The 24964-nt window shown below is 58.8% G+C and carries 21 protein-coding genes; 14 read left to right on the forward strand and 7 right to left on the reverse strand.

Annotated elements, in window-relative coordinates; translation table 11 throughout:
* Positions 1-207: 207 nt before the first annotated feature.
* A complete protein-coding gene (locus G556_RS0100005) occupies positions 208-807 on the reverse strand; it encodes a TetR/AcrR family transcriptional regulator (protein WP_028821291.1) in 600 nt (199 codons plus the stop codon).
* Between the two features lie 61 nt (positions 808-868).
* Positions 869-2215 (reverse strand): peptidase U32 family protein, encoded by a 1347-nt coding sequence (locus tag G556_RS0100010; protein WP_028821292.1) that lies wholly within the window; start codon positions 2213-2215, stop codon positions 869-871.
* A 210-nt stretch (positions 2216-2425) separates the two neighbouring features.
* On the opposite strand from G556_RS0100010, the gene G556_RS0100015 reads away from it, so the two are divergent.
* The 6 genes from G556_RS0100015 (at position 2426) to G556_RS10870 (ending at position 9084) form a co-directional block, all read left to right on the forward strand.
* Entirely contained in the window at positions 2426-3196 is a 771-nt protein-coding gene (locus tag G556_RS0100015) for a sensor histidine kinase (RefSeq protein ID WP_028821293.1), read from the forward strand.
* A gap of 29 nt (positions 3197-3225) precedes the next feature.
* Positions 3226-3909 carry a response regulator gene (locus G556_RS0100020; RefSeq protein WP_028821294.1) on the forward strand — a complete coding sequence of 228 codons (684 nt, stop codon included), beginning with the start codon at positions 3226-3228 and terminating at the stop codon, positions 3907-3909.
* A gap of 126 nt (positions 3910-4035) precedes the next feature.
* Positions 4036-5445, forward strand: a complete 1410-nt coding sequence (locus G556_RS0100025) for an MFS transporter (RefSeq protein ID WP_016456930.1) — start codon at positions 4036-4038, stop codon at positions 5443-5445.
* A gap of 54 nt (positions 5446-5499) precedes the next feature.
* Positions 5500-6498 (forward strand): extracellular solute-binding protein, encoded by a 999-nt coding sequence (locus tag G556_RS09595; RefSeq protein ID WP_051176488.1) that lies wholly within the window; start codon positions 5500-5502, stop codon positions 6496-6498.
* Positions 6485-8038 (forward strand): ABC transporter permease family protein, encoded by a 1554-nt coding sequence (locus G556_RS0100035; RefSeq protein WP_155941699.1) that lies wholly within the window; start codon positions 6485-6487, stop codon positions 8036-8038. The genes G556_RS09595 and G556_RS0100035 overlap by 14 nt, the downstream gene beginning before the upstream one ends.
* The gene (locus tag G556_RS10870; RefSeq protein ID WP_051176489.1) at positions 8035-9084 is read left to right on the forward strand and encodes an ABC transporter ATP-binding protein; all 1050 of its coding nucleotides are present in this window, start codon (positions 8035-8037) and stop codon (positions 9082-9084) included. Before G556_RS0100035 ends, G556_RS10870 begins: the two co-directional genes overlap by 4 nt.
* On the opposite strand, the gene G556_RS0100045 is transcribed toward G556_RS10870, so the two are convergent.
* Positions 9081-9830, reverse strand: a complete 750-nt coding sequence (locus tag G556_RS0100045) for a YaaA family protein (RefSeq protein WP_028821296.1) — start codon at positions 9828-9830, stop codon at positions 9081-9083. The genes G556_RS10870 and G556_RS0100045 overlap by 4 nt on opposite strands.
* A 198-nt stretch (positions 9831-10028) precedes the next feature.
* Here G556_RS0100045 and G556_RS0100050 point away from each other — a divergent pair, with 198 nt between their 5' ends.
* Genes G556_RS0100050 through G556_RS0100060 form a run of 3 tightly spaced genes read left to right on the forward strand, consistent with a single transcriptional unit; the run spans position 10029 to position 13468 of the window.
* Positions 10029-11600 carry a xylulokinase gene (locus tag G556_RS0100050; protein ID WP_028821297.1) on the forward strand — a complete coding sequence of 524 codons (1572 nt, stop codon included), beginning with the start codon at positions 10029-10031 and terminating at the stop codon, positions 11598-11600.
* Positions 11601-11621: 21 nt separating this feature from the next.
* Entirely contained in the window at positions 11622-12671 is a 1050-nt protein-coding gene (locus G556_RS0100055) for an NAD(P)H-dependent glycerol-3-phosphate dehydrogenase (RefSeq protein WP_028821298.1), read from the forward strand.
* 20 nt (positions 12672-12691) lie between these two features.
* On the forward strand, positions 12692-13468 hold the full coding sequence (locus G556_RS0100060) for a DeoR/GlpR family DNA-binding transcription regulator (protein WP_028821299.1): 777 nt from the start codon (positions 12692-12694) through the stop codon (positions 13466-13468).
* A 100-nt stretch (positions 13469-13568) separates the two neighbouring features.
* Here G556_RS0100060 and G556_RS0100065 read toward each other — a convergent pair whose 3' ends face one another.
* From G556_RS0100065 to glpA, 3 genes are read right to left on the reverse strand one after another with little or no spacing between them, the layout of a single operon-like run.
* Positions 13569-14867: an anaerobic glycerol-3-phosphate dehydrogenase subunit C gene (locus tag G556_RS0100065; protein WP_028821300.1), complete on the reverse strand. Its 1299-nt coding sequence runs from the start codon at positions 14865-14867 to the stop codon at positions 13569-13571.
* Positions 14864-16099 carry a glycerol-3-phosphate dehydrogenase subunit GlpB gene (gene glpB / locus G556_RS0100070; RefSeq protein ID WP_028821301.1) on the reverse strand — a complete coding sequence of 412 codons (1236 nt, stop codon included), beginning with the start codon at positions 16097-16099 and terminating at the stop codon, positions 14864-14866. The genes G556_RS0100065 and glpB overlap by 4 nt, the downstream gene beginning before the upstream one ends.
* Positions 16096-17673 carry an anaerobic glycerol-3-phosphate dehydrogenase subunit GlpA gene (gene glpA / locus G556_RS0100075; protein ID WP_028821302.1) on the reverse strand — a complete coding sequence of 526 codons (1578 nt, stop codon included), beginning with the start codon at positions 17671-17673 and terminating at the stop codon, positions 16096-16098. The genes glpB and glpA overlap by 4 nt, the downstream gene beginning before the upstream one ends.
* Before the next feature lie 381 nt (positions 17674-18054).
* On the opposite strand from glpA, the gene glpK reads away from it, so the two are divergent.
* The 4 genes from glpK (at position 18055) to G556_RS0100095 (ending at position 22042) form a co-directional block, all read left to right on the forward strand.
* Positions 18055-19578 (forward strand): glycerol kinase GlpK, encoded by a 1524-nt coding sequence (gene glpK, locus G556_RS0100080; protein ID WP_028821303.1) that lies wholly within the window; start codon positions 18055-18057, stop codon positions 19576-19578.
* Between the two features lie 144 nt (positions 19579-19722).
* Complete coding sequence (locus G556_RS0100085; RefSeq protein ID WP_028821304.1) at positions 19723-20139, forward strand: DUF4418 family protein; 417 nt, start codon at positions 19723-19725, stop codon at positions 20137-20139.
* Positions 20140-20141: 2 nt separating this feature from the next.
* Entirely contained in the window at positions 20142-21359 is a 1218-nt protein-coding gene (locus G556_RS0100090; RefSeq protein WP_028821305.1) for an FtsX-like permease family protein, read from the forward strand.
* 2 nt (positions 21360-21361) lie between these two features.
* The gene (locus G556_RS0100095) at positions 21362-22042 is read left to right on the forward strand and encodes an ABC transporter ATP-binding protein (RefSeq protein WP_028821306.1); all 681 of its coding nucleotides are present in this window, start codon (positions 21362-21364) and stop codon (positions 22040-22042) included.
* Between the two features lie 54 nt (positions 22043-22096).
* Here the strand turns inward: G556_RS0100095 and G556_RS0100100 are convergent, their stop codons facing one another.
* The gene (locus tag G556_RS0100100; protein WP_028821307.1) at positions 22097-23245 is read right to left on the reverse strand and encodes a hypothetical protein; all 1149 of its coding nucleotides are present in this window, start codon (positions 23243-23245) and stop codon (positions 22097-22099) included.
* 171 nt (positions 23246-23416) lie between these two features.
* On the opposite strand from G556_RS0100100, the gene G556_RS0100105 reads away from it, so the two are divergent.
* Positions 23417-24964 carry a Re/Si-specific NAD(P)(+) transhydrogenase subunit alpha gene (locus G556_RS0100105; RefSeq protein ID WP_028821308.1) on the forward strand — a complete coding sequence of 516 codons (1548 nt, stop codon included), beginning with the start codon at positions 23417-23419 and terminating at the stop codon, positions 24962-24964.

The raw sequence follows: 24964 nt of genomic DNA on the forward strand, positions 1-24964 counted from the left end.
ATGGTACTGCAGGCGGGAGCCTGTGGGAGACTAGGTAGTTGCCGGACTTTTTAATGCCCTCCAGGCTTTTGTTTGGAGGGCATTAACTTTTCACAGATTAAAAATGCAGAGCGTTGATAAAAAGACATAAGACTTATAAATGATTTGAGGGCGGCCATATTTTGGCCGCCCTCAAATCATCTAAGGATAAATTTTTAACGCACAGTATTAATTTCCTGAGAAAGCCCTGTTCAAAACATCGGCTAGCTCAGCAGCGATCTCATCACGGCTGGTATGTGCATCTACTGTCAGCCACTCTTTAATTCGCCACACCAATCCAGCAGCGACCATCTTCACGTAGTTGCTATTGAGCAGATCTTTACGGTTATCTATAGCGGCTTGGATGGCAGGAACACTGCTTAGGCGATCAGCTACACCGTCTATGAGTAACTCCAAAGTTTTTATTGAGTTGGAGCCTGATAACACAGAGGCCGCGAATTTTTCGTGCGGAATAAGAGCCTCAATAATTGGGCGAATGATAAACTTCTCATAACCTGGCCAAGGGTTATCGCTCTCAGCGATGGGAGCAGCCTTGAAGATAGCATTAAGGCGATACGCAGTTGTTGCCCTAACTGCCTCAGAAACATTCGAAAAATACTGATAGAAGGTGGGCCTGGTGACGTGAGCTTCTCTAGTGATCTGAGTGATGTTTAGATCGTCCACTCCGATATCAGAGTCGATAAGTTTCTCGACCGCCTTGATAATTGAACGGACAGAGCGTCTAGCCCTTGGATCTTTAACCAGATCCTTCAGGAAATCAATATTCACTATTCAAAATTAGTTGTGTCTGATTAAAACGTCAAAAATATGCAGCTAATTGTTTAGGCAATCAAATTCGCTGCTGTCTAGGCCTTCTATTCATTTTAATGCGGATCATCGCACCCGAAGGAATATCGTCATGACATGGAATAGAAAACGTCTTGGCATGATTATTAATTTCAGTAACTGCGTTCCCATTTTCGTCAAGAATTCCTTCGAAAGGCACTTTTAGCTTTAATGGCTGGCTGCCAGGAAACAGGAACTCCACCTCGTCGCCGGGGCAGATCTTGTTCTTGGAATGAAGGTAGAGCCTTCCGAGCGTCTCGTCGTATTTCTCGACGACGCCCACCCATCGCCAATCGTTGATGCTGCCACCAGACTTCACGTATTCGCTGGCGGGGTTCTCGGGATAGTAGAAGCCCGTGCAGTAGTCGCGGTGTGCAACCTTGTATGGCTCGGCTAGCAGCCAATCATCGAAGTTCACTTGCTTCACATTTTCCTGGACGTCTCCGATGAATCGTTTCAGCTCCATGCCTTCTTCGTCTTCGTATCCGCGCTGAAGCAAGTACGAACCGACAGCAGTTTTATACGCGTTAGTCGTTGCTGCAACGTAATAGGCGCCCTTCGCCCTGCCCTCGATCTTTAGGCTTGTGACGCCGGCGTCCAGGACGTCGTCGATGTGGGCAAGCATGTTCATATCCTGGGAGTTGAATAAGAACGTGCCTTCATCGGTGGTCTCAATAGGGAAGAACTGTCCAGGACGCTTTTCCTCGACGACGTGGTACTGCCAGCGACAAGACTGCGCGCAGTCGCCGTGGTTGGCGTCCCTGCCTGTGGTGTGCTGCGAGATCAAGCAGCGCCCAGAGAAAGCCATACACATTGCGCCGTGTACGAACGCCTCGATCTCGAGGCTAGGGCTGACGTTACGTCTGATATCGCGGATCGCCTCCAGCGGCAGCTCGCGGGCCAGAACGACCCTCGATGCGCCCAGCTCCGCGAACGCGTTCGCCGCCTGATAGTTAGTGACCCCGGCCTGAGTTGAGACGTGTAGCTCTATGTTAGGCGCCACCTGCCTGGCGGACATCAGCACACCAATGTCGGAAACGATCAGGGCGTCCACGTCCATTTCAGCAAGATGTGCCATGTAGGCGTTGAGGTCTTTAACTTCCGAATTAGTCGGTAGCACATTGCAGGTGACAAACACCCGAGCACCACGATCATGAGCGTAGCTGACGCCCTCAGCCAGATCCGCCATCGAAAAATTCTTGGCTCGTGCCCTCATCCCGAATTCGCGGCCACCGCAGTAGACGGCGTCGGCTCCGAAGTCCACCGCCGTTTTTAACGTGTTCAGGTTGCCCGCCGGAGCGAGCACCTCGGGGCGGTTTCTTCTGGGAATCTTCGGGAAAGTCGTAGCCACCCATCGAGCATAAACTGCAGGCAGAAATAGCCAAAAAATTTCTGTGAGCGGTTTTGGCTACCGCCAAATTTAAATTGCTTGAAATATATGTGAAGCGCAGCAACTTAAAAAGCTGATTTCTGGTGGGATAGTCGCATTTTGCTTATTAGCTGAAGCGACTGCTTCTCAAACAGCTTTCTGTGTGGCAGAGAAGTCTAATAAGTTGTATTCATGTGGTTTGGATGGGTTGTCGCGGGCGTATTGGCGGTTGTACTGGCGGTTGTCGTCGCCAAGAGAAATAAAGACGACAGCGAAAGCGTCGACCCCTCGGCCGGAGAACCGGCGATCATCGCCCACGAGATGCGCACCCCACTGATCCTGATCAAGGGAGCGGCCGAACTGCTCGCAGAAGAGACACCAGGCCCGTTGAACGAAACGCAGCGCAACTTCGTCGCCACCATCCAAGACAATTCATCGCAGGCAATTGATATTGCTGAGAACTTCATTGCTAACCTCAAGCTGAACTCGCCCTCGGGCAAGCTCGTCGTCGAAGAAGTGGACGTGCGAGCTGTGGTTGCAGACGCCGCAAAACAGCTGCGTAAGATAACAGACCTGCCGATCTACGTGGACGCTCGAGGCGGAATCCTGCCGATCTGGGCAGATAAAGGAATGATCCGCCAGGTGGTGTGGAACCTGATCAACAACTCCGCGCGACACGCAGGCAAAGACGCAGCCATCACCGTACGCATCGAGAACGCGGAGGGTGGCGGGGCAATTCTGTCCGTCAGCGACGACGGTGCGGGCATCGCGCTGGATGAACAAGAGCGTCTATTCAAACCCTTCGCGGCCGGAACATCGCGGAGACCGGGATCGGGCATCGGAATGATGGTCACAAAGCAAATCGTCGAACGCCATGGCGGACGCATCATGGTTGACTCCCTACCAGGCCTAGGAACCGTGATTGTCATCGCGCTACCCAAAGGCACACCCGACAAAGCGTAAACTCTAAAGATCAACCGGCAAGGAGGAGCATGGACAAGCCCACCGCACTCGTCGTCGACGACGAGGAACAGATGCTCATGATCGTCTCCTTCGCGCTGCAAACCCAAGGATTCGAATGCGTCACAGCTCAGAGCGCTCAAGAGGCCCAGGACGAGCTGAAGAAGCGGGATTTTGACCTCGCGGTAGTCGACATAATGCTGCCGGGCGGATCCGGCATTGAGCTAACCCGAACCATTCGTCAAACTAGCGCCCTACCTATCATTCTGTTGACCGCGCTCAGCGACGAAAGCGACCGGATCGCCGGCCTAGAAGCGGGTGCCGACGATTACGTTGTTAAGCCGTTCAGCCCGCGCGAACTCGCGCTGCGCGCCCAAGCCATCGTGCGCAGAACAATGCCCGAGAAAAAACGCGAATCGCTCAAGGCAGGGCCGTTCGTCATCAACCGAAGGACCCTCGAGACCACCTATGACGGCCAGATAATAGAACTGTCCGATACCGAGGCGAAACTGTTGCTTGCGCTCGCTGTAGAACCAGGGGCGGTCGTTCACACCCGAGAGCTTCTGGAGGAAGTCTGGCATTCCAAGAGCCCGATCGGGGGCCGCGACATGGCTAAGACTGCCGTCTACCGGCTGCGAAAGAGCCTCGAAAAGTGGGGCATCACTGACGTCGTTGAATCGGTTCGCGGGGTCGGATATCGTCTCAATATCGAATAAATAACGTCCAGCTAAGTTTGGTGACAGCTTTGTTACCAATTGTTACCCCAGTTGATGGCAGCGTTACCTGCATTTTGGCATCGTCAATTTAGGCGTATCGCCGGTGATACGCCAAGAAAGGTAACAATGGCTGAGAAAGCAAAAAGCAGCCTGGGTTGGCTGTCCGCCCCCGCAGCAAAAGAACCAATTGCCGCATCCAAAGTCGATAGCCTATACAGGCGCATGCGCTTCCAGGTCTTCATTGGCATTTTCCTTGGTTACGCAGGTTTCTACCTGATTCGTAACAACGTGTCCCTGGTGGCCGCCGTGCTTAAGCAGCACGACATCATGGACGCCGTTGGCATCGGCATCGTCGCGAACGCAGTACTGATCTCCTATGGCCTGTCCAAGTTCTTCATGGCGATGCTCTCCGACCGCGCAAACGCTCGGTTCTTCCTGCCGCTGGGCCTCGCGCTTTCCGCGGTAGTTAACCTGTGCATAGCGGCATTCCCCGGCATCGCGGCCTCCATCGGCCTGTTCGCAACCGTCATGTTCATCAACGGCTGGTTCCAAGGCATGGGCTGGCCTCCCTCGGGCCGCATCCTGGTGCACTGGTTCTCCACCCGAGAACGCGGCACCATGACCTCGGTCTGGAACACCGCCCACAACGTTGGTGGCGCCGGCGTCGGCATCCTCGCTGCCTGGGGCCTGCAGCACATGGCTACCAACGAGGCCGACTGGACTCCTGCTTTCTATGTGCCGGCGATTGTCGCCCTGGTCGTTGCGCTGATTGCCTTCCTGCTCATCCGTGACCGTCCCGAGGCCCTCGGACTTCCGGCCATCGAGGAATACCGCAACGATCCGGCAAAGGTCGCCCCAGCAGAGATCGAGGGTTCCTGGCTGTCGATCGTCGTCAAGCACGTGCTGACCAACCGCATCGTCGTGCTGCTGGCCATCACCAACGTGTTCGTCTACGCCCTGCGTTACGGCGTCCTGAACTGGATCCCGGTTTACTTGACCGAGCAGATCCACGGCGCAAATGTTAAGGACGGCATCCTCGGCTTCGCTCTTTACGAAGGCGCCGGCATCCTTGGTACCCTGCTTTGCGGCTGGCTGTCCGACCGCGTGTTCAAGGGGTGGCGCAGTGGCGCTGGCATCGTGTTCCTGATCGGCGTTGGCATCGCGCTCGGCTTCTATTGGCTGCTTCCCCCGACTGCTCCGCTGTGGATCTTCTACGTGCTGATCGCCTGCATCGGTGGCCTCATCTATGGCCCGGTCATGCTGATCGGTCTGCAGGCAATCGACCTGTCGCCGCGTAACGTGGCGGGTACCGCGGCAGGCTTCACCGGTCTGTTCGGTTACCTGCTTGGTGCGTCCATGGCGTCCACCGGTGTCGGCCTGCTGATCAAGTACGCGGGCTGGGACATCACCTACGGCACCCTGATGGTTATCGTTGTGCTGGCAGTCATTCTGATGGCCATCGTCGGCAAGGATGAGCGCAAGCTGATGGCTCGCCGCGCCGCCAGCAACGGCCAGTCGGCGGAGTCGACTAAGTAGCTAACCTAAAAATGATGGCGGGGCACTTATTGCCCCGCCATTATTATTGTGTAGATGAAGTCAAAGTGGCTGCGGCGTTTCGCAGTGAAATGCGCGGTTGCGGCGGTTGTGGTTGCCGCGCTCGCGGTGTCGCTTTCGCTGCGCCCCTCGCCAGGTCTTCGGCTACTTTGTTCTAACAACGAAGAATCCTGCAGAAGCGTTGCCGACGCGTACAGCAAGGAGAGTGGCGTCAGTGTGGCCGTCACTAGAATGCCGACGTCTCAGGCCCTAGCTCGAATCGAATCCGCGCCGGGCGAATTCGACGCCTGGCTGGGCGGACCTGCAGAGGCCTACATGCTCGCGGAGCATCGAGGTCTGCTAGAAGCCAGCCGGCCGGATCTGAGTAACATTCCGTCACGTTTCGTGGACCCCCGTGGCTATTGGCACGGGGTCTACGCAGGTGTCTTAGCTTTTTGTGTTCGTGACGAATCCCTCACTTCATGGGCGGACCTTGCCTCGCTCGAGTGGCGCGGCAGGTACGTTCTCCCAGACCCGCTGACGTCCGGCACGGCTGCGTCGATGCTTCAGGTGTTGGCAGAAGTGAGCGGAGAAAACCGCGCGAAGCTCGTCGAATTTCTAAAGAACCTTGACGCGGGCGCCTTGACCTACACGATGTCCGGCACTTCCGTGGCTCACCTGGTGGCCGTCGGGGCCGCCGACTCCGCGGTTACCTTCGCGCCCTACTGCCAGGTCGAGAAGAACAAAGGCGCGCCGGTCAACGTGGTCTATCCGTCCGAGGGGACCGGATACGAAATCGGCGCGGTGGCGGTGCTATCGGGAGCCAGGTCGCTGGCTCACGACTTTGTCTCATTCGCCGTCAGCGATGCTGGCCAACGAGCGGGAATAGTCGGCTCAGGGCAGCAAGCCACCAGCTTGAATATCGAAAACAACATTGAGGTCGCACTCGACGATCCGAACGTGAAGATCATTCAGTCGGCCTCCGCCGTCTCAGGCGCCCAACGCGAAAAGATGACCGAGATCTGGGTTGACGAGGTGCGACGTGGTTCGGTCTAGGTTGATGCGAGCGGTCGCGCTCCTCGCGGCCGTCATACTGTTCTGCGTCGGCTTCCTGATGCTGAAACACCACGTGCTCGACGCCGAAGGAATGGTTTTAAGGAGCCTATCGATCGCTCTGCTGGGCGGGGCGATCGCATCATTATCGGGCGGGCTGGCAGCGCTGGCAGCTAAGTGTTCGGGAAGGCCATTCTGGCTGGTCGCCGCCAGCTTCCCACTGCTCGTGCCTCCCGAAACCATCGGGCTTGCCCTGACGTGCTGGCCGATCGGGATGGAACCGTATTCGCGGCAAGTGATCGTGCTGGGCCACGGCATATCGCAGGCCCCGATCGCCGCGCTATTTACCGCCGTCATGCTCTCGCGAGTCGACCGAGCGCAGATCCAGATGGCCGCGATTAGCGCGTCCAGCAACAGGGTTTTCTGGCGTATTCTTTTCCCGCTCTGGGTTCAAGGGGTGGCCACGTCGACGCTAATTTGCGCGATGCTAGCGTTGGCAGATCCGTCGCTGACCCTGGTATTCGGTTCGACTGAAAGCTATCTGGCGTCGCATGCGCTGCGCTCGGCCATCGCTGGATTGGGCGGCAATCTGGCGGTCGCTTTCCTAATGATCTCGCTGGCAATAGCTCTGACGATCCTAGTGCTGCACCAGCTCGGCATATCGGGCCTGGCGCCGGCGGTTGAGCGAGACGCGCCTCGCCGTCAGCCCGCGTCCGCCCTCGTAGGAAGCCTGCCCGCGAACGACGATCTGACGATAAGGTCATTTCCATTTTTCCTCAGCCTCGCGGGAAAAGCGTCCGCCGTTTTGCTGGCGTCAGCGGTAGTGATCTGCCTAATAAACGGGTTGACTCGATTCGAGGTCGTACGTGGCGATTTTTTGATCGGGCTGCTAGTTATTTTCTTGGCCGTGGTTGCCAGCGCAGCCGTCTCGCTGCTGATCGTCGCCTTCGTCCAGAGCAGGACGGTGATCAAACTGTGTGCTGCGGCGTCGATTTGCCTGCTGTGCGTTTGCCAGACTCTGGGCGGGCTATACCTTTCGGAAAACCACAGGGAACCGATCAGAATGTTCGGGCGAACCGTTTTCCCATCGCTGGTGGGATCCGGGTCGCCTGGCGGCGGAGTGCTTGGCATCGGGCTGGCCTACGCGTCGATCGCGCTGCCGCTATCGCCGCTTTCTGCCACGTATCTTTTCGCCCAAGCTGGCAGAATTCGCATGGCCGCCAGCGCCTCGGGAGCCGGCGTTCTTCGCTCTGCCGCCACGGTTGTCCGAGAACTTGCCGGTGGCTTCTTCGCCGTGGTTCTGCTCATCGCGCAGCTCCTATTGACGCGTTCTGCCCCGGCAATCTTCGTCGGTACCGTCGACGTTTCGTTCATTCACTCGAACCTGTTGAGCGCCATCGAGAGTAGGGACTTGCAGGCGGCATTTTCGACTTCTCTTGTGGTCACTGCCGTCGCGGCCGGGGTGCTGGTCTGCTCCGTGACGCTGTGGCAGGCTGGAAAAACTGCCTGGGGATCTTTAACTAGAAGGGTAAGAACAAGGTGAAAGGTCTTGAAGTTTCGGGCGTTCGGGTGCCCAGGCCCGAGGGCGGCGCAGACATCGTGTCCGACATCTCGTTTTCCGTTGAGCCAGGGCAGCTTTTGTGTGTAGTTGGCCCATCCGGCAGTGGCAAAACCACACTGCTTCGCGCGATCGCGGGGCTTATTCGGGCGGAAGGTTCGGTTCGTGTGGATGGCCGAGAAGTCTCTGGGCTACGGCCTAACGAGAGGAATATCGGCCTCTCCAGCCAAGACCCCGTCCTCTTCGACACCCTTACGGTTGAGGAGAACGTCGGGTTCGTGCTGGACGACCCCGACACGCCCAAACGGGTGCGTGACGGGCAGATCGCCGTGTCGCTGGCAAGGATGAACCTGCTGAGCCTGGCAAACAGCTACCCGAACTCGCTTTCTGGCGGGCAGGCCAGCCGGGTTTCGCTGGCCAGGCTATTCGCGCAACGCCCGTCCGTAATGCTGTTAGACGAATCCTTCGCACACGTCGAAGCCACCCTGAAGCACAACGTGCAGCGAACCTTTTTAGAGCTGATCGAGCGCCTGCAGATACCCGCCGTGCTGGTGACTCACGACCTGGACGAGGCTTGCGAGATGAGCAGCCGGATGCTCGTGCTGACCGAAAATGGGCAGATCGGTCAGCTGGGCAGCGCCCGGCACATCTACGCGCGCCCTGCCTCCGCGCAGGTGGCCGCCTTCATGGGCATCGAAAATATCTTCGCCTGCAAGGCGCTAGGTTCAGCGTCGGCAGCTGGACGGATGTGTGTGCAGCTCGGGCGCTGGCAGGTGGAGCTATTCGCCGATTCAGCCATCTCTGACGCAACCGCGTACATTCCCGCCGAAGAAATCCTGCTCGAACCGGCAGGGGAGGATGAGTCGATCATTACGGGGCAGGTCATATACTGCGCATTTTCGCGAGCCCGCACCCGCTACGACGTCGAAACCGAGATCGGCACCTTTACAGTTAGCGCGCCCAGCCGCGCCCGCGAATATCCAGTCGGCTCGAAGGTTGGGTTGAGAGTTCTTAGCGGTTGGGTTTCCTAGCGCCAGAAGACTGGCGTGGTTGGCGTCGACTTGTCTTCATCGAACTCGTAGCCGTCGACGTCGAAGTCGGCCAACTGGGAAACCTTGTTGACGCCGTTCTTGATCACCCAGGCGGTCATGGCTCCGCGTGCCCGCTTGGCGTGATAGGCGATGACTCGACGCTTGCCGGCCTTGGTGGTGTCTTCGAAACGTGGTGAAACCATCTCGGATTCTGGGTCCGTTAACATGCTCGAGTATTCCTTGCTGGCCAGGTTCAAAAATACGTGGTCACCGTCGGTCTGCGCCAGGTCGGCCTCGGCCTGCTTCGAGACGCGCTCGCCCCAAAACTCGTACAGGTCATCGGCGTCTCCGACTGCGAGCTTGGTGTGCTGCTCGAGGCGGTGCGGCACGATTTCATCTGCGGGACGCAGCATTCCGTATACCCCACACATGATGCGCAGAATCTCTTGGGCACGGTTCAGGTCTGCAGCGCTGAAGTCTTCAACGCGGAGAGTCTGGTAGGCGTCGCCGTCAAACGCGCTGATCGCGGACTTGGGGTCGGCCTCGTAGAATTTTGCGAATCGGTTGTAGTTGAGCACGGCCAGCTCCTCAGATATGCCCATCAGTTTTCCGAGGCTGGGCATCGAATAGCCGCGCAGCGCATCTACGAGCTGGTCGGTTTGTTCCTCGAAGCGGGGCTTGGTGGGCGAGATCTCGACGTCACGATCGAAATTTAGCCGTTTGGATTCTGAGAGCAGGATCAGCATGACCTCAATGTTATGTCAGGGTTTGTAACGCCTAGTCAAAGTGCGGTTAACAAAAAATATGTTAGAAGTAACAAGAACATTGTTAAAAGCCGTTATTTTCGTGTATTCTTTGTAATTATTCGGCACGGGAAAAGAACGACCTTCTCCCGCGTCCCCTTAAAACAGTTGTCATTCAAAGATGAAGACAGAAGAGGAAACATGACTGAAAACAAGCGTTTGGCCGATGGGCCTCTGGTAGTCGCTATCGACTCGTCAACCACGTCCACCAAGGCCATCATCGTAGACGCCGAGGGCAATATCTGGCACACGGCGAAAGAGAACATCCAGCTGCACACGCCAGCCATGGACCAGTACGAGCACAACCCGGCCCGCTGGTGGGAAACCAGCCGAGCAACCATCGGCAAGGTGCTCAGCGAACTTTCGCCGGCAGACCGCGACCGCGTCGAAGCTATCGGGATTACGCACCAGCGCGAGTCGTTCGCGCCGTTTGACAAGGACGGCAACCCGCTTCGCAACGGTATTCTCTGGCTCGACGGCCGCGCCACCGAACAGATCCGTCGCTACGGTAACGACCACATCCACGAACTTTCCGGCAAGCCCGCCGGTGTCACTCCCGGCATCTACAAGATGGCTTGGGTGAAGGAAAACGAGCCTGAGGTCTTCGAGAAGGCCTACAAGGTGATGGACGTCCACGGCTACATCGCTTGGATGCTCACCGGTCGTCCCGTCAGCTCGCAGGCTGCCGCCGACTCCCTGGGCCTGTTCGACATTCAGAAGCGCGACTGGGCGGACGAACTTCTCGACATCGCTGGCGTCAAGCGCGAGCAGATGGCCGAACTGGTTGAGCCGTCATACGAGATGGGCACGCTGCGCAAGGAACTCGCCGACGAGTGGGGCATCAAGGAGGTTCCGGTTATCGCGGGCCTCGGCGACGGCCAGGCAGCAGGCATCGGTGCCGCTGCGGTCGACCCAGAGATAGGGTTCCTGAACTTGGGTACCGCGGTGAACGCCGGTGTCGATTCACCCGTCTACAAGTACGACAAGGTGTTCCGCACCCACGTCTCCGGCATCCCCGGCAACTACGTGTTCGAGGTGCTGCAGTCGTCCGGCTCCTACCTGGCAGGCTGGTTCCGTGAGACCCTGGGCGACCCGAAGCTGCTGGGCGAGCCCGACCCGGCGCTCGACGAGGCAGCCAGCCACATCCCGCCGGGCTGCGAAGGCCTGGTGACCCTGCCGTACTGGAACGCCGTGCAGTCGCCCTACTGGGATTCGGTTGCCCGCGGCGCCGTCGTCGGCTGGAGGGGCACGCACTCCCGCGCCCACATGTACCGCTCCATCCTGGAGTCCATCGGCTTCGAGATGCGTCTCAACCTCGACTCAGTCGAGGCCGGCACGGGCGTCAAGCTCACCGGCCTGCGCGCGATGGGCGGCGGCACCCGTTCGATGCTGTGGCGCCAGATCATGGCTGACACCACCGCGCTGCCGATCACCGTTTGTGCCCAGGACGAGATCTCCGCACTCGGTGCAGCAGTTCTGGCAATGGCATCGACCGGTATCTACGGCGAGCACGACGTCGCAGCCACCGCAAAGAAGATGGCGCAGTACGGTGAAACTGTCGAGCCGGACATGGACAAGCACGCCCAGTACAAGGACGTAGCGCACGTTCAGCGCCAGCTCTACCCGAAGCTGAAGGACGTCTTCGAGGAGCTCTACGACCTGACTCTCAAGTACCCATCGACTCGACCGGAATCACCCAAGGCCGAGCTTTAAAAACAACTGGAAGAAGGAAATATGTCTGTAATCACAGTTCTAGGCGCGGGGGCCATGGGCTCCGCCATCTGCACCCCGCTGGCCGACGCCGGCTGGGAGGTCCGACTCTGGGGAACCTGGCTCGACGACCACCTACTTGATGCCGTCGAGAAGGGCGAGAACCACCCACGCACCAATGAGCCGCTGGCCGAGGGCGTCAAGCTTTACCGTTCTGATCAGCTGGAAGAGGCTCTCGACGGAGCCGACACCGTCATCCTTTCGGTGGCGTCTGTTGGTGTTGAGAAGGTCACCAAGATGGCGCTGCCAGGCATCGTCAAGGCCGAAGCCCTCATGGTCACCTCGAAGGGCTTCCTCGAGTTCGACAACGGCGATGTTCTGCTGCTGCCCGACTCCATCCGTCGCATCGCGAAGGAGGAGGGCTACGACAACCTGCCTCCGATCGTTGCAGTTGCCGGCCCGGTTAAGGCCAACGAGTGCGCCGCACGCGAACCAACCGCAACTATCTTCGGCTGCAAGGACAAGGACGTCGCCATCAAGTATGCGCGTTCCATCCGCACCGACAACTACGCCATCGAAGCCACCGACGACGAGATCGGCGTCGAGATCTGCGCTCCGATGAAGAACGTTTTCGCTATTGCCCTCGGCATCGCCGACGGCCTGCAGGAGAAGACCGGCGTTCCCCACCACAACCTGAAGGCCGCAACCTTCAACGAGGCGGTTCGCGAGATGTCGATCCTCGGCAAGTCTCAGGGCGCTGCTGAAGCCACCGCCTTCGGCCTGCCAGGAGTTGGCGACCTCGAGGTCACTGGCCTTTCCGGCCGCAACAAGTTCTACGGTGTTCGTCTCGGCCGTGGCGAGAAGCCGCAGGAGGCTCTGGAAGAAATGGCTCGTTTGGAGCAGACCGTCGAGGGTGTTCCAGCTGCGGGGTTGGCAAAGAAATTTGTCGATCAGCATGCCTCTGACATCGCCGATCAGCTACCGTTAATGAACGCTGTTATTGAGATTCTGGCGGGTGGGGTCGACGACCTGAAGAGCGTAGTCGGCAATGCTGTGCTGCCTGCTCGCCCCTAAATTAACGAATTGAGTAAATGATGCCAGGTATGAACCTAGACCCTGAAGGTCGACGCAGGAAGATTGTCTCCGTCGTCACGCAGGAGGGTTCATGCCACATCGACGAGTTGGCTAATCTTCTCGAGGTTTCGGCGATGACTGTTTATCGTGACGTCGCCGACCTCGAGAAGCTCCAGCTCGTCAATCTCAAGCGCGGCGAGGTGTTTGCCGCGGAATCCTCGCTAAACGAAGCCGCGTCCAAGGTGCGCATAGGCACCCATAGCAAGACCAAAGAGAAGATGGCTGCCGCCGCAAAGAAATACCTTAATCGCGGACAATCCATCATGGTCGACGATTCTTCTTCGACGATTCCCGTGGTCGAGGACCTTATAGATTTCGAGCCGATCACCGTCGCAACAAACGCCGAATTTGTGGCGACGAAGCTACGTCACCAGCCTGGCGTGCGGCTGCTCATGTTGGGAGGCCAGTACGAGGCGTGGGCGAACGCCTACTTCGGTGAACTTACTGAGGCGGCTATCTCAAGGCTGAGCGTCGACTGGGTGATCATGTCTTCGACGGCAATCACGAACGGTTTTTGCTATCACCCGCAAGAAAACGTCGCCCGCACAAAGCGCGCAATGATCGATTCCGCGCGCAAAAAGCTGCTTCTGGTGGACTCGACCAAGTTCCAGAAGGCGGCCCTCTACAAGGTGTGCCCGGTAACCGAATTCGACGTGATTATCACCGACTCCAAGACGCCAAAAGAAATCGTGGCTGACCTGAGAGACCAAGGCATAGAGGTCAAAGTCGTTTCTTAACTTAGCGTGGTGCTTTTCATCCGTAGTCGGATAAAAAGCACCGCCAAAGATAAATGCGGTGAGATCCAAGTGGATCTCACCGCATTTATCTATCTAATGCTTATTTGTTCTCGTCGGCTGTCCAGCCAAGGCCGAGAGCCTTGTGCACCAGGACGATCGGGTGAACCGTCTTAACGCCGGAGCCCTTCTGGATTTGCCAGCGGCAGGTTTCGGTGTCACAGACGGCAATCTTGGAGTCGACAGCGGTCTCCTGGACCATGTCAAACAGCGGCTTACCGACCTTCTGGGCCACCTCGAACTTTTCCTTCTTCAGGCCGTAGGTGCCGGCGATGCCACAGCAGGAGCGTCCCGACTCGACGACCTCGAGGCCCGGAATCAGGCGCATCAGGTCGGCCGCGGGGGAGCCCATGCCCTGGCTGCGAACCTGGCACGGCTGGTGGTAGGGAACCTTCATATTCAGCGGCTCGAAGTCGAATTCGACCTCGCCTGCGTCGTAGAGCTCCATCAGGAACTCGCTGACGTCGCGGACGCGCTCGCGAACGTTGTTGACGGCCTCGTCATCGCGAATGCCAAGGTAGTTACGAGCCTCGTGCTTGAGCATTCCGCCACAGCTACCCGCGGTGGAGATGATCGGCACGTCGCCGTCGTCAGGAGTGATGCCTGCTGCGTCGCGCAGCTGGCGGGCCAGCTTCTTGACCGACTTCTCGGCGTCCTCGTAAAGACCGTTAGACTGCTGAGCAAGGCCACAGCAACCCTGCTTCGGAACGATGACCTCGTAGCCGATGTACTCCAGAACCTGGATCGCGCACTTGACGGCCTCGGTCTCGAAATAGCCACCGGCACAGCCGTGGAAGAACACGACCTTGCCACGCGAACCCTTAACAGCCGGGCCCTTGCGTTTCTTCAACCAGCCCTGCAGGCTCTGGGTCTGAGCGGTGGGCATCGGGGCATCCTCGTGAATGCCAACGACGGCCTCCATGATCTTACGCAGCGGCTTGAACTTCAGCGCGGCGTTAGCGATCGGGGCGACCGGGGTCATGACCTGACCCATCAGGACGGTATTGGTGATCAGACGGTCGCGGACAGGAACACCGTTCTGCGCCTTCTGAACAGCCTTGGCCAGCGAGATGATCTCGGAGACCTGCACGCCCTGCGGGCAAACCACCGAGCAGGTGCCACAGCTGGAGCAGTAATCGATGGAGTCGTCCACCGAAATGCCGTCGCGGTAGCGCTCTGCCTGCGGGCCGGAGTACTTCGGGCCGCCGAACAGCGGGGTGGCCTCGAGCACCGGACAAGTGGCCTCACAGATGTTGCACTTGACGCAGTTATCCAGGCTGGCACGCCTGATCTCGTTGTTTAGCCTCTCGCGCATCTTCTGCGCGGTCTCAGCTCTGCTCATTTGCTCTCTCCTACCTGCTCAGCGGCGCGCTTTCCGGAAGCAACGGCGATGCCGTCGCCGGACTTCTCGTCCCACCGCTGTGCGCCGGCAAGCAAACCGCCTGCGGCGTAGAAATTGTCGTAAACGGCCTTGCCGGATTCGTCCAGCACGCGCATCGTCTCGTCGACGCGCACACCAACTTCGAACAGCGGCTGCGGCTCGTCTTGCTTGTGGGTGATCAGGCCTTCGCCATTGTGCTCGCTCAGCGGCAGGCCGAACACGGTCTCGGTGATGTTTCGGTGCGAATCCATGTTCAGCGCGCCCGACTCGAAACCGCCCGGTGCGTAAATGACAGCGTCGGCCTCGATGACCCGCTCGTGACCGGCCAGCTCGACATTCACGCTCTTGACGCGGCCGCCCTCGGCGTTCAGGCCGGTGACCTTGGCGTCGAGCATGTAACGAACACCGTGCGACTTGGCATATGCAACCAGGTGCTCCTGCATCAGGCGACCAGGCGCAGCCGGGGGCTGCATGACCGACTCGGCAACCGGACGGCCAACCAGCTCAGAAACCTGCTTGGCGACTCCGGCGTAAGAAAGGACCGGGGGAACCAGGACGACGTCACCCTCGCCCGCCACGCGCTTCAACTCTGCGGCGAATGCGCTAACCAGCTGCGGGTCCTTCATGGCCCTGGCGTAGGTGTAGGACGTGGGATCCTTCTCGCCCGGACGGGGCTCAAGGCTCATCAAGGCTTCGGAGGTGACGTACTTGCCGCCATCCGGGGTTTCGGTGCGGGCGATGTTGCCGGCAACCATCGAGGTCTGGAAGTCCTTAATCTGCTTGATGCCGACAACCGCGTAGCTGCGCACCTTGCGGGCGTCACCGGCAGCCATGCTGGGCATGACGTAGGCGGACGGGCGAAGAGCGCCGATCGCGGTAGGAACCAAGTAGTTGCTGTGCGGGTCGCCCTCGATCAGCTCCGGGCCGAAGATGTTGGCAATCCACTTGGTGGATTCCTCGACGGCCTGCGCGCCCAGGATTCGGTACGGGTGCTTCTCCGGAAGTGAATCGATCGCGGCGATCGGATCGTCGACGCGCTCGGGTGCGTAACCCAGAATATCGATGGTGCCCTGCGAAAGCTGCAGGCCACCGTTGCCGAACGTGACGAGCGTGGTCGGCACGCCCTGCTCCGCCAGACGAATCGCTGCGGAAAGTCCGGCGAGCCCGGAACCAATAACAATTGTGCGGCTCATAACACCACCTTCTCAGGGGCAGGAAGATGGTTAACATCCAGCGTGCCCGAAGTCATCCAGTAATCGAGTGCGGTTTGGCGGACCTGCTGTCCGTAAATAAGTGGCCACAGACCAATCCAGCGGTTACGCAGGAAACGCTGCAGCAGCGCGGTGGCCCCGTCGGCGTCCGCGTAACCCTTATTGCAAATTGCGCCTGCGAAGCGGTTGGCGCAGATGCCACCCTGGCAGGGGCCCATGCCGATGCGCAGCCTGCGACGCAGGTCGTCCATCGACGGGTTTTCCGGGCCCTCCTGAATCTCGCGCTCGAGATCAGAGGTGGAAATCTGCTCGCATTCACAGAGCACCTGGTCTGCCTGCCAGTTTTCCTCGCGGTGCTCCAGGCGGTGGCGCACCGAGTACAGCCTCTTGTCTTCGCTGCCCGGCACCGGCTCTTCAGCGGTGCGGCAGGGGTGCTGGTTTCCGGTGACGCGCTCCATGGCGTCGACGATGTGCTCGGCCATCAGGCGGTAGGTGGTTAGCTTTCCGCCGCCGATGGTCATGAGGCCCTTGATGCCGTCACGCTGCTCGTGGTCGAGGACGGCCATGCCGCGGCTCATGTGGCGGGTGTCGGAGGAGTCGACTCGGTCGTCCTTGATCAGCGGGCGAGCGCCAACCCAGGCGTGGACCGCGCGGGCCTGACGGAAGCCGGGGACGAGTTCCTCGCCGGCGTCCAGCATCTGCTGAACCTCGTTCTCGGGAATCTCGAGCTTGTCCGGGTCGTCCACTTTGACGTCGGTGGTGCCGATGATCGAAACGGTGTGCGCCGGAACCAGGATATCGCCGTCTGCAGGGGTGATGCAGCGGTTGATGACGGTGTTCACCAGGCGGTGGTTCATGGCGATCATGATGCCGCGACCGGGAATCACCTCAACGGGGTGGCAGCCAGCCATGTCGGCGATCTGGCCGGCCCATGGGCCTGCACAGTTGAGCACGAAGTCGGTTTCGATGCTGATGGTTTCGCCGGTCTTGCGGTCCTCGGCGATGACGGCCGAAACGCGGTCGCCTTCCTTCTCCAGCCCGGTGACCTTGGTGTAAGTCAAGATCTTTGCGCCGTACATTTCTGCGGATCTGGCCGCCGTCCAAACGAGCTGCCAGCCGTCAACCGAGCCATCTTCAACTTCGAAGACGCGGTTCAGGTTGGGGTTCAGGCGGGGCTCGCGACGCAGCGCCTCTTCGGGAGAGATCTCCTGGCAAGGCATGTTTGCTTCCGCGGCGCCAGCGACGAACTTGTCGGGGAATTCGGGGTCGTCGCCTTTCAGCGAGACGAAGAAACCACCGGTGGGTTCTACTGCGTGGGCCTGGATCTTGCGCAAAATCGCATTTTCTTCGGCGCATTCGCGTGCGGAGATTGGGTCGGAGACGACGTAGCGTCCGCCGGAGTGCAGAAGACCGTGGAATCGTGACGTCGTGCCCTGGCCAAGGTCGGCACGTTCGACCAGGATTGTGGAGTAACCGCGCATGGCTACGTCGCGCACAACTCCAACTCCGGTAGAACCGCCGCCGATAACCACAACGTCGGCTTGCAGTTTTTTCATCACACTTCCTCGTATTTTTTGTATTTGTTAACAAATAGTGTCACCCATAAAAAGGGGATGGCTGGTGCTAAATCCAAAAAAGGGGTAAAGGGTATAATTCACGCGTAAAACTGCACATTGTTTCACCAATTTAGTGCCACCTAAGTAATGACAAACGGGTCGAAATGAAAAGCGATTTCGAATATTCGCTACCTAATTAGGTAGCCCTAATTAAATAAGAAAATAATTATTTATTTTAATTCCCTTAAATCCGTTAAGCCTGGTTCGTTTGTTCGTACGTACAGAACTTGCTTTGTAAGGTAGGCTATTTTTGCCCGCACGGCAGCGGGTGAGTTTTCCCCTTGGGGCCAAAACTTGAAAGATACCTTGCAAGGAGGCACGGTGACTGAAAAGAAGTATGTTCTGGCTATTGACCAGGGCACGACAAGCTCTCGAGCAATAGTTTTTGACCACAGTGGACGCATCGTTTCGGTTGGACAGAAGGAACACGAGCAGATCTACCCGCACGCTGGCTGGGTGGAACACGATCCGGTGGAAATCTGGCACAACACCCGCGAGGTGGTTGGTGAGGCTCTCGGTAAGGCCGACATCAACCGTCACGTGCTGGCTGGCGTCGGCATCACCAACCAGCGCGAGACCACCATCGTTTGGGATAAGAACACTGGTGAGCCGGTCTACAACGCGATCGTCTGGCAGGATGCCCGTGCAACCAGGCGCTGCCAGGAGCTCATCGATGATGGTGGGCAGGACCAGTTCCGTGAGATCACCGGTGAGCCGATTTCGGTTTACCCGTCCGCAACCAAGATCGAGTGGATCCTCAACAACGTCGAGGGCGCACGCGAGAAGGCCGAAGCCGGCGACCTGCTATTCGGCACTCCGGATACCTGGCTGGTCTGGAACCTGACCGGCGGCGTCAATGGCGGCGTGCACGTCACCGATGTGACCAACGCGTCCCGAACCATGTTGATGGACCTGAAGACCCTGCAGTGGGACGAAGGAATGTGCAAGTTCTTCGACATTCCAATGCAGATGCTTCCGGAGATTCGTTCTTCCTCTGAGATTTATGGCTACGGCATGCGCTCTAGCCTGCTGATCGACACTCCGATCGCGGGCATCTTGGGTGACCAGCAGGCGGCTACCTTCGGCCAGGCCTGTTTCACTCCTGGCATGGCGAAGAACACCTATGGCACCGGCTGCTTCACGCTGATCAATACCGGCAACGAACCGACCCCGTCGGAGAACGGCTTGATCACCACCGTCCTGTACAAGATTGGTGACCAGAAGCCGGTCTACGCGCTCGAAGGTTCGATTGCCGTTACCGGTTCGCTGGTTCAGTGGCTGCGCGACAACCTGCGCATGTTCGATTCGGCCCCCGAGGTTGAGAAGTTGGCAAGCACTGTGGAGGACAACGGTGGCTGTTACTTCGTGCCGGCGTTCTCCGGCCTGTTTGCGCCGTACTGGCGTTCCGACGCTCGCGGCGTGATTGCTGGCCTGACCCGTTACGTCAACCGCGGTCACATCGCCCGCGCAGTTCTGGAGGCCACCGCCTACCAGACCCGCGAGGTGTTGGAGGCCATGGAGGCCGACTCTGGTAAGAAGCTGAAGGAGCTTCGCGTCGACGGCGGCATGACCAACAACGATCTGCTCATGCAGTTCCAGGCCGACCAACTCGATGTGGACGTTGTTTGCCCCGTCGTTGCAGAGACCACCGCGCTCGGTGCTGCGTACGCGGCTGGCATCGCCACCGGATTCTGGAACGGCGAGCAGGACGTCATCGACAACTGGCAGGAGGCCAAGCGCTGGACCCCGAAGGCTGACCACGAAGAAAATGAGCGCCTGTTCCGTAACTGGAAGAAGGCCGTCACAAAGACCTTTGACTGGGTTGATGACGACGTCGAAAACTAGGATTAACTAAATAGCCGCCCCGACCGGCCGAGACGCGTATCCTCGGCAGGTCGGGGCGTTCTTTTTATCTACTAAAACCTTGCATGAATTAGGGTAGCCTTATTAAACTAACGCGAGCGTTACTAATACGGGAAAGGTTTACCGATGAAAAGCAGATTGTTTTCGGCTCTGCCGTCAATCATTTTTGGGCTGCTGATCGCTATTGGCCCGCAGACTTTCGTCAAGGTTTGCGAAGTGATGGACAAACCGATGAAGTGCCACTGGATGGCACAGGCCTCGCTCGGCGTGGGCATCGTCATCGCACTGCTCGGAATCTTCGCGTTGGTGCTGAATGCGAGCGCGCGCATCGGCCTGACTATCGCCGCATTCCTGCTCGGTGGCCTCGAGATCGGCATCGCTACCTTCCTGATCGGCCCGTGCAAGATGCCCGAAATGCACTGCCACTCAACCACCCAGCCGTTCCTGATCGTGGTTAGCGTGCTGCTCATGATCTTTGCGCTGATCTCGGTGGGCTCGGACATCCGCACTAACGGGCTGAACAAGACCGAGGCGAGCAACTAGCCGTGCCTCACACACCACACATCACAGTCGGCGCCTTGCCGTCGCGGAACCTGAAACGCAACCCGTTCCGCACCGCCATGCTCGTCGTTGTCGTCGCGATCCTTTCTTTCGGCACTTTCGCCGGCTCTCTGCTGCTGACGAACCTGAATTCCGGTCTGGAGAGCGTGCGGCAACGACTCGGTGCCGACCTGATGTTGGTGCCCGCTCAGTCTCTTCACCAGGCGGAAGCTGTTATCTCGGCAGGGGAGCCGAGCACTTTCTATTTCTCGCACGACGTCTTCAGCACCGTGCAGAAGATGCCAGGCGTGAAGCGAGCAACTCAGCAGTTTTATATCTCTTCGCTGGAGGCAAGCTGCTGCGATTCTAAGCTGCAGATTGTCGGGTTTGATCCGAAGACCGACTTCATCATCGAGCCTTGGATCAAGACACAGTACGACGGCAATCTGCCTGACGGAAAGATCATCGTCGGTTCGAACGTCATGGCTTTCGAGGACGAGACGCTGAAACTTTTCAACCATGAATGGCCGGTAGCGGCCAAACTGGCCAGCACCGGAACCGACAAGGATAACTCGGTCTTCGTGAACCCCAACACGGCCAAGCTGATCACCTCTTACGCGGCACAGATGGGCGAGAAGGAAGCTCAAGAAGCGCCGGAGGGTGCCGCGTCGACGGTGTTCGCAGACGTTCAGGACGGCTACAGCCTTGATGAGGTGGCCCGGCAGGTCACCGAGCATAAGGACCTTCAAGACGTGTCCGTGATATCGGGCGTCTCGCTGACGTCCAAGCTGAAGTCAAGCATCAACTCGATCGCCAACTACGTGCTGATCTTCCTGATTCTCTTCTGGGTTATCGGGCTGATTGTGCAGATCGCCGTGTTCGCCTCGTCGGCGAACTCCCGAAAGGCTGAATTCGCCACGCTGAGGATTCTGGGCGCAACGCGTCGAAACCTGGTCTCCATGGTCACAGAGGAGTCCTCGCTGATCGGGCTTCTCGGCGGTGTGATCGGAGTCGGTTTGGGTGCGTTGACCACCGTCTCGTTCTCCACGCTAATCGGGCGCAGCTTCGGCATGCCCTACGCCCAAGTTGGCGCGGCGCAAGTGATAGTGCTTGCGCTCGGCGTGCTCGCGTTCGCGATGGTGACGTGCATGATTTCGTCCGCGGTTAGCACCGCCAGAATGATGCTCGGCGAGACCTATCTGACGCTGCGAGCGGGGGCCTGATCGTGCTTTTAGAAACAAGGAATCTGACCAAGAAATTCGTTCGCAGGGCGATACCGTTCGCTGCCGTCGACGACGTCAACTTCACCCTAGGCGAGGGCGATTTCACTGCGATTGTCGGGCGAAGTGGTAACGGTAAAACGACGTTCTTGAACCTCGTCACCGGGCTGCTCAAACCCACCAGCGGGACGGTCACGGTAGAGGGCAAAAACGTTCACGAATTGAAGGACGCGCATCTCTCGAAGCTGCGCAACCGGACCCTCGGCTTCGTGCCGCAGCGCATGACGCTCATTGGCAGCCTGAACGTGCTTGATAACGTCATCCTGCCGGCGGTCATGGACAAAGACTGGCGAAAGCGCGATGAAAAACTCTTCGATCGTGCTCTTCAGCTGCTCGAGAAAGTGGACGTCGCGGAGCTTTCTCAGGCGTTCCCTAGGGAACTGTCCGGCGGTGAAATGCGCAGGATCGGGCTGGCCCGCGCGCTGATGAACCATCCCGAGGCGCTCATCTGCGACGAGCCCACCGGAGACCTGGACGCCGAAAGCACCGAGATCGTCTTGGGCGTTCTAAAGGAGCAGGCCGAACAGGGCACGGGCGTGCTGGTCGTCACACACGACGATGCGGCTGTTCGCGCAGCCGACAACGTCTGGCGGATGGACAAGGGGCGCCTGGCTCCAGACCAGTAACCAGCCTGAAGATAGACAAAAAATTGGGGCCCTGGGCCCCAATTTTGTTTTCGGCTAATTGATCGCGCTGAGAATCAGAGAGAGCAGCGGGTTGGTTTGGTATCCCAGAATCGCGAAGACCCCGAGGCCGACCGAGCCCAGGAATGCGGCGTAGCCCAGCAGCTTCATGATCTTCGAAAGCTTGGGCAGGGCCAGCGCCAAACCGACCGAAATTATCGCAAGTACCATTACGGCGGAGGGCAGAAGCGTCGAATTTTGGCCCCACGGCGTCAGGTAGACGCCGATCTGGGTGCCGAAGGCGCAGAACGCCGTCACGCCAGCAAAGATGGCGACGATTCCAGAGACGATCGACAGCGTGCGGAGGACGAAGCCCACCTTGCTGTTCGGGTCCGTGTCGAGAAGATCTAGGAGTTTGTCCAGGGTGCCACCGATTAGCCCGCAGACGGTCAGCCCGATGGGCAGCATGGCAGTCAGCTGTTCGTCGAACGGGAAGGAACCGAAGCCCTGGGTCTGGATGATCTTGAGCCACTGCTCGAGCACATAAAGCAGCCCGATGAACGAGATGAACGAGCGCATGTTGCCGTTCACGTTGAGCAGCAGGTTCAGCAGGCTAGCAACGATCGTGCACACGACACCTGTCAGCGCGCCGACAACGATCGAACTCGAGGTGGTGTCTAGGTTGCCGTTGTGGGATGCCGCCAGGAACAGGCAAAGCGCGTAAATTGCGCTGAGCGCGATGCCTACGCCCATATTCCGAAGGAAACGTCGCCACAAGTTCTTTCGGGGTGGTTCAGACTCGACCTCGTAGTCTTCGCCGTATGCGTCCGGTTGAGTCTGCCGAGGAGCCGGATTCTCATCGCCGAACCTCTCTGCTACGTAGTCCTCGAACGGCTCGCGCTGGGGCTGAGGAGTGGGGTAGTAGTCAACATTCGGCGTCTCGTAGGTCGCTTCTTGGAAGTCCTGCACGGGCATTACCCTGGTGGGCTCGTGCGGCGGTTCGAATGCCTGGGTGGGCTCGTCGCTGTAGATGGCGCGGGTGGCTTCGTTGTTGCCGACTACCTGAGTTGGCTCGTTGCCCGAGTCGACCACGCGGGTGGGCTCGTCGTCCAATCGGTAGGCCGAGGTCTTGTCGTCGTCCGGCCAAATATGGCGGGTCTCCTCGTTGTCCCAGTTGTTATACCCTGTGGATCTGTTGGTAGACATGGCGGCTCCTGAATATCAGCAAAAAGCGTCATTCACAGCGTAGTATCTAGAGTCAATTGACCGCAGATCGCGACGCGCTGGTTTCATCTCGCAGGCCTATGAGAAGGCAAGTTACGGAATACCGGCGGACCTCGCGGCCTAACCTTGCACAAATGCAATAGGCTAATGGGCATGAGAATTGGCGTGCCCCGGGAATCATTGCCCGGCGAAAATAGAGTTGCCGCCACCCCTAAAACCGTTACTCAACTGGTCAAGCTTGGCTACGAGGTTCTCGTAGAGGCAGGCGCCGGAGAGCGTGCTGCGCTGCCGGACCACGCCTACGAAGAAGCAGGCGCATTGATCGGTGACGGACGGCAGGCGTGGTCGAGCGACATTGTAATTGCAGTTAACCAGCCCAGCCTCGAGGAGCTGAACGCGATGACCGCGGGCTCCATCCTCGTGACGTTCCTGTCCCCGCGGCAAAATCCGAAGCTGCTGGAGGCGCTAAACGAGCGCAAAATCACGGGCCTCGCCATGGACATGGTGCCGCGAATTTCGCGCGCCCAGTCGATGGACGCGCTCAGCTCCACGGCGAATATTTCGGGTTACCGCGCGATCGTCGAGGCGTCCTACGAATTTGGCCGCACTTTCGGCGGCCAGGTGACGGCAGCCGGCAAGGTGCCGCCTGCCAAGGTTTTCGTCATCGGAACTGGCGTGGCGGGTCTAGCCGCGATTGGCGCCGCCAACTCGATGGGCGCCGACGTCTACGCCACTGACGTTCGCCCCGAGACCGCCGAGCAGGTGGAATCGATGGGTGCGACATTCCTCAAGGTTCGTTCCGGCGAGGACGACCAGTCGGTCAGCACCGACGGATACGCAAAGGAAACCAGCGACGACTACAACACCCGCGCTGCGGAACTGTACATGTCGCAGGCCCCGGACACCGACGTCATCGTCACCACGGCAGCCATCCCCGGCAAGCCCAGCCCGAAGCTGATCACCGCCGAGATGGTCGAGGCCATGAAGCCGGGATCGGTTATCGTCGACCTGGCGGCCCTCGGCGGCGGCAACTGCGAGCTGACTCGCCCGGGCGAAAAATACGTCACCGATAACGGCGTGACGATCATCGGCTACACCGACATGCCCAGCCGTCTGCCCGGCCAGTCTAGCCAGCTGTACGGCACCAACATCGTTAATCTGTTCAAGCTGACCACGCCCGAGAAGGACGGCCAGTTCGTCATCGATTTCTCCGACGAGGTCATCCGCAACATGACGGTGACCCGCGACGGAGAAATTACCTTCCCGCCGCCCCCGATTCAGGTTTCCGCGGCGCCCGTCGCCCCGGTGAAGGAACCGGAGCACAGCACCGAGGTTGAGGAAATCAAACAGCCGAAACCGTGGTGGTTCTCCGTGGTGATCGTCGGTGTGCTCAGCGTGCTGGCCATCGCTGCGTTGACGTTCGCGCCCGGCTCGTTCGTCTCGCTGTTCAGTATTTTCGTGCTGGCCCTGGTCTGCGGCTACTACGTGGTCTGGAACGTGACGAGCGCGCTGCACACTCCGCTGATGAGCGTGACGAACGCTATTTCGGGCATCATCATCGTCGGTGCGATCGCCCAGCTGGCAAACGATAACTGGGTCGTCAAGATCCTGGCCGCATTCGCAGTGTTGATTGCTTCGATCAACATTTTCGGTGGCTTCACCGTCACCCAGCGCATGCTCAAGATGTTCAAGAGGGGCTGA

Origin of the sequence: Propionimicrobium lymphophilum DSM 4903 (assembly GCF_000423485.1) — a bacterium.
Lineage (GTDB): Bacteria > Actinomycetota > Actinomycetes > Propionibacteriales > Propionibacteriaceae > Propionimicrobium > Propionimicrobium lymphophilum.

Bases quoted from the DNA above. Each gene is read 5' to 3' on its own strand.
- G556_RS0100015 (WP_028821293.1), top strand. From the start codon at position 2,426: ATGTGGTTTGGATGGGTTGTCGCGGGCGTATTGGCGGTTGTACTGGCG.
- G556_RS0100020 (WP_028821294.1), top strand. From the start codon at position 3,226: ATGGACAAGCCCACCGCACTCGTCGTCGACGACGAGGAACAGATGCTC.
- G556_RS0100025 (WP_016456930.1), top strand. From the start codon at position 4,036: ATGGCTGAGAAAGCAAAAAGCAGCCTGGGTTGGCTGTCCGCCCCCGCA.
- G556_RS09595 (WP_051176488.1), top strand. From the start codon at position 5,500: ATGAAGTCAAAGTGGCTGCGGCGTTTCGCAGTGAAATGCGCGGTTGCG.
- G556_RS0100045 (WP_028821296.1), bottom strand. From the start codon at position 9,830: ATGCTGATCCTGCTCTCAGAATCCAAACGGCTAAATTTCGATCGTGAC.
- G556_RS0100050 (WP_028821297.1), top strand. From the start codon at position 10,029: ATGACTGAAAACAAGCGTTTGGCCGATGGGCCTCTGGTAGTCGCTATC.
- G556_RS0100055 (WP_028821298.1), top strand. From the start codon at position 11,622: ATGTCTGTAATCACAGTTCTAGGCGCGGGGGCCATGGGCTCCGCCATC.
- G556_RS0100060 (WP_028821299.1), top strand. From the start codon at position 12,692: ATGCCAGGTATGAACCTAGACCCTGAAGGTCGACGCAGGAAGATTGTC.
- G556_RS0100065 (WP_028821300.1), bottom strand. From the start codon at position 14,867: ATGAGCAGAGCTGAGACCGCGCAGAAGATGCGCGAGAGGCTAAACAAC.
- glpB (WP_028821301.1), bottom strand. From the start codon at position 16,099: ATGAGCCGCACAATTGTTATTGGTTCCGGGCTCGCCGGACTTTCCGCA.
- glpA (WP_028821302.1), bottom strand. From the start codon at position 17,673: ATGAAAAAACTGCAAGCCGACGTTGTGGTTATCGGCGGCGGTTCTACC.
- G556_RS0100085 (WP_028821304.1), top strand. From the start codon at position 19,723: ATGAAAAGCAGATTGTTTTCGGCTCTGCCGTCAATCATTTTTGGGCTG.
- G556_RS0100100 (WP_028821307.1), bottom strand. From the start codon at position 23,245: ATGTCTACCAACAGATCCACAGGGTATAACAACTGGGACAACGAGGAG.
- G556_RS0100105 (WP_028821308.1), top strand. From the start codon at position 23,417: ATGAGAATTGGCGTGCCCCGGGAATCATTGCCCGGCGAAAATAGAGTT.